18 protein-coding genes and 1 tRNA gene are annotated in these 12,410 nt (G+C 69.0%); 11 read left to right on the top strand and 8 right to left on the bottom strand.

All coding sequences use genetic code 11. The annotated features are described in order from the left end of the window. Positions 1 to 30 precede the first annotated feature (30 nt). The 4 genes from ypfJ (at position 31) to FH608_RS06850 (ending at position 2,313) form a co-directional block, all read left to right on the top strand. Complete coding sequence (ypfJ, locus tag FH608_RS06865; protein ID WP_139629521.1) at positions 31 to 864, top strand: KPN_02809 family neutral zinc metallopeptidase; 834 nt, start codon at positions 31 to 33, stop codon at positions 862 to 864. A gap of 48 nt (positions 865 to 912) precedes the next feature. Next, the gene (locus tag FH608_RS06860; RefSeq protein ID WP_139629520.1) at positions 913 to 1,209 is read left to right on the top strand and encodes a type II toxin-antitoxin system VapB family antitoxin; all 297 of its coding nucleotides are present in this window, start codon (positions 913 to 915) and stop codon (positions 1,207 to 1,209) included. A 68-nt stretch (positions 1,210 to 1,277) separates the two neighbouring features. After that, on the top strand, positions 1,278 to 1,577 hold the full coding sequence (locus FH608_RS06855; RefSeq protein WP_139629519.1) for an SbtR family transcriptional regulator: 300 nt from the start codon (positions 1,278 to 1,280) through the stop codon (positions 1,575 to 1,577). Between the two features lie 196 nt (positions 1,578 to 1,773). Continuing rightward, positions 1,774 to 2,313, top strand: coding sequence for a helix-turn-helix domain-containing protein (locus FH608_RS06850; protein ID WP_226899187.1), 540 nt, complete (start codon positions 1,774 to 1,776; stop codon positions 2,311 to 2,313). A gap of 36 nt (positions 2,314 to 2,349) precedes the next feature. On the opposite strand, the gene FH608_RS06845 is transcribed toward FH608_RS06850, so the two are convergent. The 4 genes from FH608_RS06845 to FH608_RS06830 form a co-directional block, all read right to left on the bottom strand. Beyond that, positions 2,350 to 2,436 (bottom strand) — tRNA-Ser (locus FH608_RS06845). Between the two features lie 10 nt (positions 2,437 to 2,446). Next, complete coding sequence (tadA, locus tag FH608_RS06840; protein WP_226899079.1) at positions 2,447 to 2,902, bottom strand: tRNA adenosine(34) deaminase TadA; 456 nt, start codon at positions 2,900 to 2,902, stop codon at positions 2,447 to 2,449. Positions 2,903 to 2,915: 13 nt separating this feature from the next. Continuing rightward, positions 2,916 to 3,392, bottom strand: coding sequence for a tRNA adenosine deaminase-associated protein (locus tag FH608_RS06835; protein ID WP_139629517.1), 477 nt, complete (start codon positions 3,390 to 3,392; stop codon positions 2,916 to 2,918). Positions 3,393 to 3,410: 18 nt separating this feature from the next. Next, the gene (locus FH608_RS06830; protein WP_394367655.1) at positions 3,411 to 3,926 is read right to left on the bottom strand and encodes a tRNA adenosine deaminase-associated protein; all 516 of its coding nucleotides are present in this window, start codon (positions 3,924 to 3,926) and stop codon (positions 3,411 to 3,413) included. A gap of 163 nt (positions 3,927 to 4,089) precedes the next feature. Here FH608_RS06830 and upp point away from each other — a divergent pair, with 163 nt between their 5' ends. The 6 genes from upp to FH608_RS06800 all read left to right on the top strand — a co-directional run bounded on the left by upp (position 4,090) and on the right by FH608_RS06800 (position 8,666). Next, the gene (gene upp / locus FH608_RS06825; RefSeq protein ID WP_139629513.1) at positions 4,090 to 4,728 is read left to right on the top strand and encodes a uracil phosphoribosyltransferase; all 639 of its coding nucleotides are present in this window, start codon (positions 4,090 to 4,092) and stop codon (positions 4,726 to 4,728) included. Positions 4,729 to 4,841: 113 nt separating this feature from the next. Further along, entirely contained in the window at positions 4,842 to 5,117 is a 276-nt protein-coding gene (locus FH608_RS06820) for a hypothetical protein (RefSeq protein WP_394367654.1), read from the top strand. A gap of 250 nt (positions 5,118 to 5,367) precedes the next feature. Further along, positions 5,368 to 5,901 carry a PH domain-containing protein gene (locus FH608_RS06815; protein WP_139629511.1) on the top strand — a complete coding sequence of 178 codons (534 nt, stop codon included), beginning with the start codon at positions 5,368 to 5,370 and terminating at the stop codon, positions 5,899 to 5,901. 96 nt (positions 5,902 to 5,997) lie between these two features. Continuing rightward, on the top strand, positions 5,998 to 7,332 hold the full coding sequence (locus FH608_RS06810) for a helix-turn-helix domain-containing protein (RefSeq protein ID WP_139629509.1): 1,335 nt from the start codon (positions 5,998 to 6,000) through the stop codon (positions 7,330 to 7,332). 100 nt (positions 7,333 to 7,432) lie between these two features. Next, positions 7,433 to 8,107, top strand: a complete 675-nt coding sequence (locus tag FH608_RS06805; RefSeq protein ID WP_139629507.1) for a FadR/GntR family transcriptional regulator — start codon at positions 7,433 to 7,435, stop codon at positions 8,105 to 8,107. Positions 8,108 to 8,213: 106 nt separating this feature from the next. Then, a complete protein-coding gene (locus tag FH608_RS06800; protein WP_139629505.1) occupies positions 8,214 to 8,666 on the top strand; it encodes a universal stress protein in 453 nt (150 codons plus the stop codon). Positions 8,667 to 8,765: 99 nt separating this feature from the next. On the opposite strand, the gene soxR is transcribed toward FH608_RS06800, so the two are convergent. After that, positions 8,766 to 9,314, bottom strand: coding sequence for a redox-sensitive transcriptional activator SoxR (gene soxR / locus FH608_RS06795; protein ID WP_139629503.1), 549 nt, complete (start codon positions 9,312 to 9,314; stop codon positions 8,766 to 8,768). 9 nt (positions 9,315 to 9,323) lie between these two features. Continuing rightward, a complete protein-coding gene (locus FH608_RS06790) occupies positions 9,324 to 9,755 on the bottom strand; it encodes an Lrp/AsnC family transcriptional regulator (RefSeq protein WP_226899077.1) in 432 nt (143 codons plus the stop codon). 56 nt (positions 9,756 to 9,811) lie between these two features. Between FH608_RS06790 and FH608_RS06785 the strand changes: the two genes are divergently transcribed. Continuing rightward, positions 9,812 to 10,726, top strand: a complete 915-nt coding sequence (locus FH608_RS06785) for an SMP-30/gluconolactonase/LRE family protein (RefSeq protein WP_139629501.1) — start codon at positions 9,812 to 9,814, stop codon at positions 10,724 to 10,726. A gap of 2 nt (positions 10,727 to 10,728) precedes the next feature. Here the strand turns inward: FH608_RS06785 and FH608_RS06780 are convergent, their stop codons facing one another. After that, positions 10,729 to 11,457 (bottom strand): ABC transporter permease, encoded by a 729-nt coding sequence (locus tag FH608_RS06780; RefSeq protein ID WP_139629499.1) that lies wholly within the window; start codon positions 11,455 to 11,457, stop codon positions 10,729 to 10,731. Further along, positions 11,454 to 12,359, bottom strand: a complete 906-nt coding sequence (locus FH608_RS06775) for an ABC transporter ATP-binding protein (RefSeq protein ID WP_139629497.1) — start codon at positions 12,357 to 12,359, stop codon at positions 11,454 to 11,456. Before FH608_RS06775 ends, FH608_RS06780 begins: the two co-directional genes overlap by 4 nt. Positions 12,360 to 12,410 lie beyond the last annotated feature (51 nt).

The raw sequence follows: 12,410 nt of genomic DNA, 5'->3' as shown, positions 1-12,410 counted from the left end.
GCGGCGGTATCCCCCCGGAAGGACGTCAGAATGGATTTCAGAGACGACGTCGAACTCGACCCCTCGCAGGTGGAGGACGCCGGAGGCGGCGGCGGTGGCGGTTTCCCCGGCGGAGGCATGATCATCGGTGGTGGCGGCATCATCGGCCTGATCGCGCTCGTGCTCGTCTTCGTGCTGAACAACGTGGGCGGCGGCGCCGAGCCGGCCCAGCGGCGGCCCCCAGCCAACCTGTCGGAGCAGTGCCACACGGGCAAGGACGCCGACCAGTCGGAGCGGTGCCGCGTGGTCGGCGTGGTCAACAGCATCCAGGACTACTGGAAGCAGGAAATTTCCGAATATCGTCAGGCCAAGACGATCCTGTACTCCGGCCGGTTACGCACGAGCTGCGGCACGGCCAGCTCCGCGGTCGGCCCCTTCTACTGCCCCGGCGACCAGCGCGTCTACCTCGACCTGAGCTTCTTCGACCAGCTCCACGAGCAGTTCGGCGCCAAGGGCGGGCCGTTCGCGCAGGCGTACGTGATCGCCCACGAGTACGGCCACCACGTGCAGGACGTGCTCGGCGCGCTCGGCGGCCAGGGCGGCTCCTCGGTCCCCGTCGAACTCCAGGCCGACTGTTACGCGGGCGTCTGGGCGCACAACGCGGTCAGGACCGGTTTCTACGACAAGCCCTTCACGCCGGCGGAAATATCCGAGGCACTGGACGCGGCGGCGGCGGTCGGAGACGACAGAATCCAGCGACGGACCACCGGCAGAATCGATCCTGAATCGTTCACGCACGGCAGCTCCGAACAACGCGTGAACGCCTTCCGACGCGGCTACGAAAACGGCCGCCCGAACGACTGCGCGACGGCTGAGCTGCGCTGACGCGCCACGACAACGCAAGGAATCGGATTCTCTCCTAAAATCAGGGGGGTGATCTTCAAGCTTGTCGGCGACGGACGTCCTTATCCCGACCACGGTCTGAGCCACCGCGAGTGGGCGCAGATACCGCCACGGCAGGTCCGGCTCGACTCTTTGATCACCACGAAGGCCATGCTGGACCTGCATTCGTTGCTCGCGGCCGACTCCACGTTCTACGGCGATCTCTTTCCGCACGTGGTGCAGTGGCAGGGCGAGCTCTATCTGGAGGACGGCCTGCACCGCGCGTTGCGCGCGGCCCTGCACCAGCGCTCGATCCTGCACGCCAGGGTCCTGGAGCTGCCCGGCTGACCGGAGATGGCGAAAGCCCTCTCTCAGAAAGAGGTGCCTCTGAACCATCTGGAGAGTCTGGTTGACCTTTGGTTCACGCCGCACGCACGGCCGGGGTGGACGGGGATCGCGGGTACGGCATGATGCGGGAGATCCTCGAACACGCCCAGCGAGCCGGGAAGTTGCGGGCCGACGTCACGCTCCCCGACATGGCCTTCGTGGTCTGGGGAGTGGCGGCGACCGTCAGAGCCACCCACAAGGTGGCGCCGGGAGCCTGGCGGCGGCACCTCGCCCTGGCCCTGGACGGCTTGCGCGCCACCGCGGCCCAACCCCTGCCGGCCCCTCCCATGTCCACCGAGCAGGCCCGCGCCGCGATGCGGGAATGCTGAGAGGGCGTTTCCTCTCCAGCCTCAGGCCACCCCCGGAAAGACGAGACCCCCGAACCCGTAGGTTCGAGGGTCTCCGATGCCCTGGGACATCACACGGCGGCGGTGGTGGTGTGCTGGTCCAAGACATAGGAAACCCATGTCGCAAGACATAGGAAACTTCGGTGGGGTGTGTCTCGAGACATAGGAAACTGTCGCGATCAAGAGCCTGGGCGGTGTGTCCAAGGCCAGAGTTGTCATCACCGCCGTTGTCGTCGAGGGACGGTCCCAGGCGGAGGTTGCCCGCTCCTACGGGGTGTCCAAAGGCTGGGTGTCCAAGCTGGTGGCCCGCTACCGGGCCGAGGGGGAAGCGGCGTTCGAGCCAAGGTCGCGACGGCCGCGGAGCTCACCGAACGCGATCGACGCCGACACCGTCGAGCTGATCGTCCGGCTCCGCAAGGACCACGCCCTGCCCAAGGCCCTTCCCGCCGGCAGCCGCGACGCCGACACCCACACCCGGGTGCGCCATGACCGCATCGACCCCTCCGGCGTGGTCACCTTGCGCCTGGGCGGCCGGCTCCACCACATCGGCATCGGACGAACCCACGCCCGAACCCACGTCATCCTCCTGGTCGACGACCTGCACGTCCGCGTCGTCGACGCCGTCACCGGAGAACTCCTCCGCGAGCTGACCATCGACCCCACCCGCGACTACCAGCCTCAGGAAAAGCCGGAAACGACGAAACCCCCGAACCCGTAGGTTCGAGGGTTTCCGATGCCCTGGGACATCACACGGCGGTGGTGGTGGGATTTGAACCCACGGATGAGTTGCCCCATCACACGCTTTCGAGGCGTGCGCCCTCGGCCACTAGGCGACACCACCGCGCACGAGCTTACCGGATCCTGCGAGTGGCGAAGAACCGCTTTAGTACGGACGAGCACTCGCCCTCCAGCACCCCCATGACGACCTCGGGCCGATGGTTGAGCCGGCGATCGCGTACGACGTCCCAGAGCGAGCCCACGGCCCCGCCCTTCTCGTCCACGGCGCCGTACACGATCCGGTCGACCCTGGCCTGCACCGCCGCGCCCGCGCACATCGTGCACGGCTCCAAAGTGACCACGAGCGTGCAGCCGCCCAGCCGCCACTGCCCCCGCCCCATGGCCGCCTGCCTGAGCGCGAGCACCTCGGCGTGCGCCGTCGGGTCGGCGGAGGACTCGCGGTCGTTGCCCGCCGCGGACAGGACCTCGCCGAGCGGGCCGAGCACCACCGCGCCCACGGGGATCTCGCCCCTGGCGCCCGCCGTGACGGCCTCCGCCAGCGCCAGGCGCATGGCCTCCTCGTGGGTCACGGCGCGCGCCGGGTCACCGCAGCCGGTCGAGCTCGTCGGCGAAGGACAGCCGCTCGGCGATCACCGACAGGATGTCGGCCGGCAGCATGCCCTCCTCCATGCTCAGCTCCAGCAGCTCCTCGGAGCTCACCCCCAGGTCGCCGAGCAGCTCGAAGTCACCGGCCGGGCGCACGCCGAGGCCGTTGCCCTCCTTGTCGGGCGCCACGCCCGCGAACTCGGCGAACAACTCACCCAGGCTGTCGGAGAGCACCGCGTGCACGTCGGACAGGAAGACCCGCGGCTCGTCCGCGCCCCGGTAACGGACGATGGCGAACCACTCGTCCTCCACCTCGACGCAGAGCAGGGCCAGCTCGTCACCGGTGAGCCCCAGCGTCTCCATGACCGCGTCGCCGAAGTCGTCGACGATCTCGGCCTCGGTCAGGTCGACCTCGGCCCCGTTCCAGCCGTCGGAGGTCCTGACGAAGGCCGCGGAGAAGGTGTTGGACGCCATGTCCTTGCTCCAGGGGGATCAGTTGAAGACCGATTCGATGGCTCGCTCGAACGGCTCGGAGAAGCCGAGCCGCGCGGCGATGCTGGACAACACGTCTTCGGGCAGCAGATCGATGTCGCCGGAAAGGATGCCCAGCTCCATCTCGTCCAATCCGAGATCGGCGAAGATGGACAGATCTCCGGCGGGGAGCACGGTCTCCTCGTCCTGGAGGATCTCGTCGAGCTCCTCCTCGTCCGGCACGGGCACGTCGAGATAGTCGAGCACCTGGCGCGCCAGCGGGAAGTCCCACGAGGCGGCGATGTCGGACAGGAAGACGTCGACCCGCTCGCCGAAGACCCGTAGCGCCACGAAGAACTCGTCGCCCACCGCGACGAGGCCGATCGTGCTGCTCTCGCTCGGCTGCTGGCGCAGGGCGTGGATCAGCCCCTTCAGGTCCGACGTGAGCGTGACAGGCAGCAGCTCGGCGTCCCAGCGCTCGTCCTCGCGATAGACCACGATGGCGAAGTCGAGCGCGTCTTCGTCTGTCATCGCCATCCCCACCCGACCTCTGACACGACAGATATCACCAGCACCCAATCGTTCCAGAACCGGGCACCGCCCGTGTGGCTCTCCGACCAAATTGTGATCAAAACCGATGACCTGAGGTGCGAGGAGGGGGCTCGGCATCCAGGTACGGCACCAGATAGCGTGGTGGCCCATGGAGACCCTCGTCGTCGATCATCCGCTCGTGGCGCACAAGCTGACCGCGCTGCGCGATGTCCGCACCGACTCGCCGACGTTCCGCAGGCTGGCGGACGAGCTGGTGACGCTGCTCGCGTACGAGGCCACCCGCGACGTGCGCATCACCGACGTCACCGTCGAGACGCCCGTCGCGCCCGCCCACGGCGTACGGCTGGCCAAGCCGCACCCGCTCGTGGTGCCCATCCTGCGCGCGGGCCTCGGCATGCTCGACGGCATGACGCGGCTGCTGCCCACGGCCGAGGTCGGGTTCCTCGGCATGATCAGGAACGAGTCCACCCTCCAGGCCGAGACGTACGCCACGCGGCTGCCCGACGACCTGTCGGGGCGCCAGTGCTTCGTCGTCGACCCCATGCTGGCCACCGGCGGCACGCTGGCGGCGGCCGTGCGGTTCCTGTTCGACCGGGGTGCCGTGGACGTCACGGCGATCTGCCTGCTGGCCGCCCCCGAGGGGCTGGCTTATATGGACAAGGTGTTCGCCGGCTCCGGCAAGCCCGTCCGCGTCGTGACCGCCGCGCTCGACGAGCGGCTCAACGAGAACGGCTACATCGTGCCGGGCCTCGGCGACGCGGGCGACCGCCTCTACGGCGTCGTCTGACACGCACCGAAATCCGGCCTCGGCGGCATGGCGCGGATCCGGCTCCGCGACGCGCCCTGAAAAGCCCGCGTCTCATCACGCAACGTCATCGCTTCGTTACATACTGTTGTTAGATGGGTACGAAGAGACAGGAAGGCAACTTCCGCATGCGCGTGGGGAGCATGATGACCGATCACACCGAGGCGGACCCGACTCCGTACGCGGAGGTGGAGTCGGTGCTGTGCGACGAGTTCGCCGGCATCCATTCCACGACCACCGTAACCCGGTGCGTCGAGGCCGCGCACTACGGCGCGCTGGAGGTCACCGGCTACGCCCACCCGAGTCTTGTGGAGCGCATCGCGCGCAAGCACCTTCACGTCCTGGCTCTGGTGGCCAGTGAACGAGGCTAACCAAGATCAGATCTAACCTGCCAACTCACCTTTACCCGGGCATCCGGGTGGGTAATGTAGAGGGCGGGTGGAGTGGGTAAGGCACGGAGGCGACGGTGCAGGTCAAAAAAGTCCTCTCATACGGTGGTATCGCATTTGTCGCGTACTACCTCTTCGCACGACCATCTGACGCCGCGGACGCGGTGAGAGGAGCGTTCGACACGGTGTTCAACGCGGCCGACTCGCTGGCTCAATTTGTGAACAGCCTCTCATGAGACTGGTGACCCACGGGGACTCCGCTCCGTCGTCGGTCAACCGCTACCTCCTCCCCCAGGAACAACAGTTCATCATGGTCCGGCGACACCCGGCCATCCTGCTGCGCCCGGTCGCCGAGGTGCTCGCGGGGCTGATCGTCGCCGGACTGCTCAGCAAGTTCTTCGGCGGCAGCGATCAGGGCGGCACGGCCCTCGTGGTCGTGTGGTGGCTCTGGCTGCTCCTGCTCGTCCGTTTCGTATGGAAAGTCGCCGAGTGGTCGGTCGATTACTTTGTGGTGACTTCCAAGCGCATGTTGCTGACCACCGGGCTCATCACGCGCAAGGTCGCGATGATGCCTTTGGGGAAGGTCACCGACATGAGCTTCCAAAGATCTCTGCTTGGGCGCATGCTCGGTTACGGTGAGTTCATCCTCGAGTCAGCCGGTCAGGATCAGGCTCTGTCCACGGTCGAGTACATTCCGTATCCGGAGACCCTGTACCTCGAGGTCTGCGGCATGCTTTTTCCCAGCGGCGACGAGAGCGACGATTAATCTCCCGGCGGGGAATTCTTCACGCAGGGATACCCGATTCGGCTACTTCATGCAATCATTGCGTGTTGTTGACCCTTCCCCGCCTTGAGAGATGAGATGCCGAGTCAGGGAACCATCGGTGACCGCGTCCGCGGATTGCGGCTGAACAGGCGGATGTCCCAGGCCCAGCTGGCCGGACCCGACCTGTCTGACAGTTATGTCTCGCTCATTGAGTCAGGCAAGCGCACCCCGACCCCGGTCGTGGCGCGGCTCCTGGCCGAGCGGCTGGGGTGCACGACCGAGTTCCTCCTTCACGGGATCGAGCCTCGGCAGCGCATCGACACCGAGCTCGGGCTGCGCCACGCCGAGCTGGAGCTGCAGCACGGCGACCCCGCCGTCGCCGCCGACCGCTTCACGGAGATCGTGAAGGCGGCCGACGAGGAGAACGCCATGCTGACCGCGCAGGCGCGGTTCGGCAGGGCCCGCGCCCTGGAGGCCCAGGGCCGGCTCGGTCAGGCGGTGGAGGCGTTCGAGCGCCTGCGCAGGGAGGCCGCGGCCCATCCCGAGCGGCTGGCCGACCTCCCGATCACGATCGCGCTGAGCCGCTGCTACCAGCGGGCCGGCGACCGGCTGCGCGCCCGCGACCTGGCCGGCGCCGCGCTGGAGCAGGCCGAGCGGCTGGCCATCACGCAGGGCGAGCTCGCCGCCGACCTGGCCGCCGCCCTCGTCGAGGCGTACAGCGGCCCGAGCGGCGACTCCCCCGAGCTGAGCTACGTCCGGCGCGTGCTGGGCCTGGCAGGCGTTCCTGAGGTTGTGGACCGTTCCGAGGAGATCCACGGGCTGTGGCACGCGAGCGCCGCCGCCGCTGCCGGCGAGGACTCCGCGCTGGCCGTGCGCCTGGCCGACGACGCGATCACGGCCGGTCGGCAGGCCCGCCTGGCACTGCGGCTCGCCAGGACCGCCATGCACTGGGCCAGGCTGGGAAGGGCCCCCAACGACGAGGCCGAGCGGCTGGTCTCCGCCGCGTCCAAGGCGTTCGCCGCCTCCCCCGCCACCGCGGGCGAGCACGGCGAGAGCCTGATCGTGCACGCCCGGGTCCGGCTGCGCGCCGGCGACCCGGCGGGCGCGGCCGAGCTGGCGCGGGCGGCCCTTGACAGCGGCACCGGCACGACGCCCGCCGAGGCCCACCTCGTGCTGGCCACCGTCGCGATCGACCAGGAGGGCGACGCGTCCGCGCATCTGCGCGACGCGCACCAGGCGCTCGACGCGCTGGACCGGCCGGTGTTCGGCTCCGACCGGCAGGCCGCCCGGTGCTGGCGCGAGCTGGGCGACCTCTACGGCAGGGCCGGGTCCACGATGCAGCAGACAGCGGCATATCGTAAGGCTCTCGAAGCCGCCGGAGTCAGATCAGCGCTGGCGGGGGTGACGGCTGACGCCACGGTTTCCCGCTGAACCTCCCGGAGCTCCAGATTTGGCGTTCAGAGTCTGGAATAATTAGGGTCTACCAGTCATTGACTCATAGGATGATTGGTTTCCCCGGAGGAGGCGGACTGTGAGTCTGCGTACGGCGCAGCGGGCTTCGCTGGTCGACCAGGTGATCGATCAGCTCAAGGAGCAGATCACCTCAGGGTCGTGGCCGATGAACGGCAAGATCCCGACCGAGACCGTGCTCGCCGAGCAGCTCGGAGTGGGCCGCAACACCGTTCGGGAGGCCGTACGCGCGCTCACGCACGCCGGGCTGCTCGAGTGCCGTCAGGGGGACGGCACTTACGTCCGTGCGACCAGCGAGCTGTCCGGCGCCATGCTGCGACGGCTCCGGCAGGCCGAGCAGCTGGAGATCCTCGAGGTACGCCGCGCGCTCGAGGTGGAGTCGGCCCGCCTTGCCGCCACCCGGCGCAACGACGAGGACATCGTCCGCATCGAGGCGGCGCTGGCCGAGCGCGAGCGCGCCTGGGAGCTGGACGACCCCGACTTCTTCGTGGAGGCCGACCTGGCCTTCCACATGGCCGTCGCGCACGCGACGCACAACCTCGTGCTGATCGACCTGTACGAGGACTTCTCGGCCGCGCTGCGGGCCAGCATCACGGCCGCGGGGACCTCGCTGAACAAGAGCTACATCCCCCACGACGCCATCGCCCGCGCCATCGCCTCGGGGGACGCGACGGCGGCCGAGCGGGCGGGACACGCGTGCATGGAGCACATCCTCATCGCCCTCACCGAGTCCTGACCTCCGGCCCCGGGCCGGGGTGTGACCAAGCAGACAACCGCTCGAGGAATGGCACCTGATCGCTCCAGTGCTCTAGAGGACGAGTGAAGAGCGAAGGGAAAACGCCATGACCGTCCTCATCGCCTACGACGGGTCCGCCGACGCGCGCGCCGCGATCGAGTTCGCCGCCAAGCATCTCGCGGCCGAGCCCACCGTCGTCATCACGGTGTGGGAGCCGCTGCTCGTGCAGTTCAAGAAGTACCCGCTGGCTCTCAGCACCATCGACCCGGGCACCGAGGACGAGGCGCACGGCCAGGCCGAGGCGCACGCCCGGGAGGGGGCCGAGCTGGCGCTCGCCTCCGGGCTCACCGACGTCACCTATCGGGCGGTGGCCGACAACGAGTCGATCTGGAAGACGATCGTGGACGTGGCCGACGAGATCGACGCCTCGCTGATCGTCACCGGGTCGCGGGGGCTGGCCGGGGTCCGGTCGGTGTTGCTGGGAAGCGTGTCGAACCACGTGCTGCACCACGCGCACCGGCCCACGCTCATCGTGCCGCCGGCTCAGACTTCTCGCTGATCAGGGGGACCCCACCCGAAGTACGGTCCACGCCGTACTTCGGGTGGGGTCTTTCCGTGTGGAAAGGGAGCTCGGGTGCGGCGGCGGCCGTCCTGGAGGTCAGGAGGCGGCCGGGAGGGTGGTGGACGGAGGGCAGGCGGCAGGGGCGCATTCGGGGGCCGGGGTGGTGGTGCAGGAGGACGGCGGGGGGCAGAGCCGGGTGTCGATACGGCGCGCGCCCGGCCCCTCGTCCCCCAGCCGGTCGTGCGGGTTGGCCACCGGGCACCGGTCCAGCGACAGGCAGCCGCACCCGATGCAGTCGGTGAGGTCGTCGCGCAGCCGCTGGAGCTGCTCGATCCGGTCGTCCAGCTCCCCGCGCCAGGCGGCCGACAGCCGGGCCCAGTCGTCGCGGTTGGGGGTACGCTCGTCCGGCAGCTCGGACAGCGCCTCCCTGATGGTCTTGAGCGGGATGCCGATGCGCTGGGCCAGCCTGATGAACGCGACCCTGCGCAGCGTGTCGCGCGTGTACCGGCGCTGGTTGCCCGCCGTACGGCGGCTGCTGATCAGGCCCTTGGCCTCGTAGAAGTGCAGGGCCGACACGGCGACCCCGCTGCGCTCGGCGAGCTGGCCGACCGACAGCTCCTTGGTGTTCCAGGCGACCTTCGTCATACCTAGAGATTACTTAAGGGTTCGCTCGAAGAACGTCTCCAGGACCACGATCGTCTTCGTCCCCGTGACACCGTCCACCTCGAAGACCCGCCGCAACACGTCCTGCAGCTCCCGCGGCCCCTCGGTGCGCACCTTGAGCAGCACCGACGCGGGCCCCGCGATGACGTGGGCCTCCTCGACCTCCGGGATCGCCGCCAGGGCGTCCGCGCTGTCGCCCATCCACGTGCCGCCGTCCACCATCACGTACGCCGTCACCGCCCGCCCGAGCGCCGCCTGGTCCACCTCGATGGTGGTGCGCCTGATCACCCCGCGCTCGCGCAGCTTGCGCACCCGTTCGTGCGCGGCGCCGCTGGACAGCCCCACCGCCTTGCCGAGCACCGCGTACGACCGCGTCGCGTCCTCCATCAGCAGACCGATCAGCATCCTGTCGATGTCATCCACAAAGAGATGATATCTCGTGATTTTCCATGTACACCGAACGGCGTATGGTAGGCGGCATGACGGACACGATCCCCACTGAGTTCGAGGCGCTCGACGAGCGCGCCGCCGCGATCGGCGGCGATCACTACGTCGAACGCCTCGCCACCGGCTGCCGCTGGGCCGAGGGCCCCGTTTACTTCGCCGCCGGCCGGTTCCTGGTCTGGAGCGACATCCCCAACGACCGCATGCTGCGCTGGGACGAGATGACCGGCACGGTCGGGCCGTTCCGGCAGCCGTCCGGCTACGTCAACGGCAACACGCTCGACCGCGAGGGCCGGTTGATCTCCTGCGAGCACGGCAACCGCCGCGTCACCCGCACCGAGCACGACGGCTCCGTCACGGTGATCGCCGACCGGTGGCAGGGCAAGCGGTTCAACAGCCCCAACGACGTCGTGGTGCGTTCCGACGGGTCCGTCTGGTTCACCGACCCGCCGTACGGCATCCTCAGCAACTACGAGGGCTGGGCCGCCGAGCAGGAGATCGACGGCTGCCACGTCTATCGCGCCGACCCGGTGACGGGCGAGGTCCGGATCGTGGCCGACGACTTCTCGCGTCCCAACGGGCTGGCGTTCTCGCTCGACGAGAGCCGCCTCTACGTCGCCGACACGCAAGCCAGGCACCTGCGCGTGTTCGACGTGGGCGAGGACGGCACGCTGTCGGGCGGCAAGGTCTTCGCCGAGGGGACGCCCCGCGAGACCTACGACGGCCTGCGCCTCGACGACACCGGCCGGGTCTGGGCGGCGGCGGGCAGCGCGGTGCTGGTCTACGACCCCGACGGCACGCTGCTCGGCCGGCTGAAGCTGCCGGAGCCCACGTCCAACCTGGTGTTCGGCGGGCGCAAGCGCAACCGGCTGTTCATCACGGCCACGTCCTCCGTCTACTCCCTCATGGGCAAGGTCACCGGTGCGCGCCCGGTGTGGGCCGGGCGCTGACCTCACTCCCACCGGAACAGCCGTACGGCCAGGCCACTGAAGATCACCAGCCCGACGGCCACCACCACGAGGTGCGCGGTCTGCGGCGCGTGCCCCGCCCAGGTGTCCTTGAGCGCCTGGGCGAACGGCCCCACGACGGAATAGTCGCTGACCGTGCGCAGCGCGTCCGGCATGACGTCGCGCGGCACCCACAGCCCCGCCAGGAACAGCAGCGGGAACATCACGGCGCTCCCGATCCCCGGCGCGACCTTGCCGTTGGGCGACACCGCGGCGATCACCAGGCCCATGGCCAGCAGCGTGGCGGTGCCGAGCAGGAAGACCAGCACGAACCCCGCCCACTGCCGCGGCGCCGACGACCCGAACACGAGCGCTCCGGTCACGATCAGCAGGATCGTGGACAACGTCCCGACCGCCAGATTGATCACCAACTGCGTGGCCAGCAGCTTCCCCGGGTGCACCGGGGTGGTGGACAACCGTCTGAGCACCCCCTGCTCGCGGTACGTGGTCAGGACCCCCGGCACCACGCTGCAGGCCAGCGTCATCAGTGCGAGCACCGTCATCATGCTCGGCATCTGCGTGTCGACGAACCTCTCCCCCGACTCGCCCCGCTCGGTCATGCCGGGGATGCCGAGGCCCAGCGCCACCAGCAGGCCGACGGGCAGCGCGATCGTGAAGATCATAAAGGGCCATTCGCGCAGGTGCAGCTTGGTCTCCATGAGGAGCATCTTCATGACAGCTTCCTTCCGGTCAGTGCGAGGAACGCGTCGTCCAGCGTGGCCTGCTCGATCCGCAGGTCCCCTGGCACGATCTGGTGCTGGGCCAGGGCGAGGGTGACGGCCGGGGCCAGGTTGCCCGTGCCGCTCACCACGATCTGCTCGCCGCTCCTGGTGACCTCGCGCACCTCGGGTACGGCCAGCAGCACGGCGTCGTCGACGGGCGCCGACGGCCGGAACCGCAGCCGCTGGTCGGCGCCCACCTGCGCGACGAGCCCGGCGGGCGTGTCCGTGGCGACGACCGAGCCGCCGTCGATGAGGGCGAGCCGGTCGCAGAGCCGCTCGGCCTCCTCCATGAAGTGGGTGACCAGCACGATCGTCACGCCCGACTCGCGTACCTGCTCGACCAGCTCCCAGGTGTCCCTGCGGGCCTGCGGGTCGAGGCCGGTGGTCAGCTCGTCCAGCACCGCCACGCGCGGCCGGCCCACCAAGGCGAGTGCGACGGAGAGCCGCTGGCGCTGCCCGCCCGAGAGCTTCTTGAACGCCGTGTCGCGCTTGCCGGTCAGCCCCACCCGGTCCAGCAGTTCCTGCCAGTCGGCGGGGTCGGGGTAGAAGGAGGCGTACAGGTCCATGGCCTCCCACACCTTGATCTTCTCCGGGAGGGCGGCGCTCTGCAGTTGCATGCCGAGCACCTGCCGCAGCTCGCCCCTGTTCAGCTGCGGGTCCAGCCCGGCCACCCGTACGGTGCCGCCGTCTCGTTTGCGCAGGCCGGCGACGCACTCCACCGTGGTGGTCTTGCCGGCGCCGTTCGGCCCCAGGATGCCGAAGATCTCCCCCTCTGCCACTTCGAACGACACGTCGGCGACCGCCAGGTGGTTCGGGTACTGCTTGCGCAGGTTCCTGACTTCGATGACTTTCATGGCATAGACGCTAGAAACGACGTACTTCTCGGGGAATCCGGCTGGATGCCG

The sequence above is a fragment of the Nonomuraea phyllanthi genome (assembly GCF_006334985.2).
In the GTDB taxonomy this organism is placed as follows: Bacteria; Actinomycetota; Actinomycetes; order Streptosporangiales; family Streptosporangiaceae; genus Nonomuraea; species Nonomuraea phyllanthi.
Note: the sequence above shows the minus strand (reverse complement) of the source record. Positions and strands in the feature narration are given on the sequence as shown.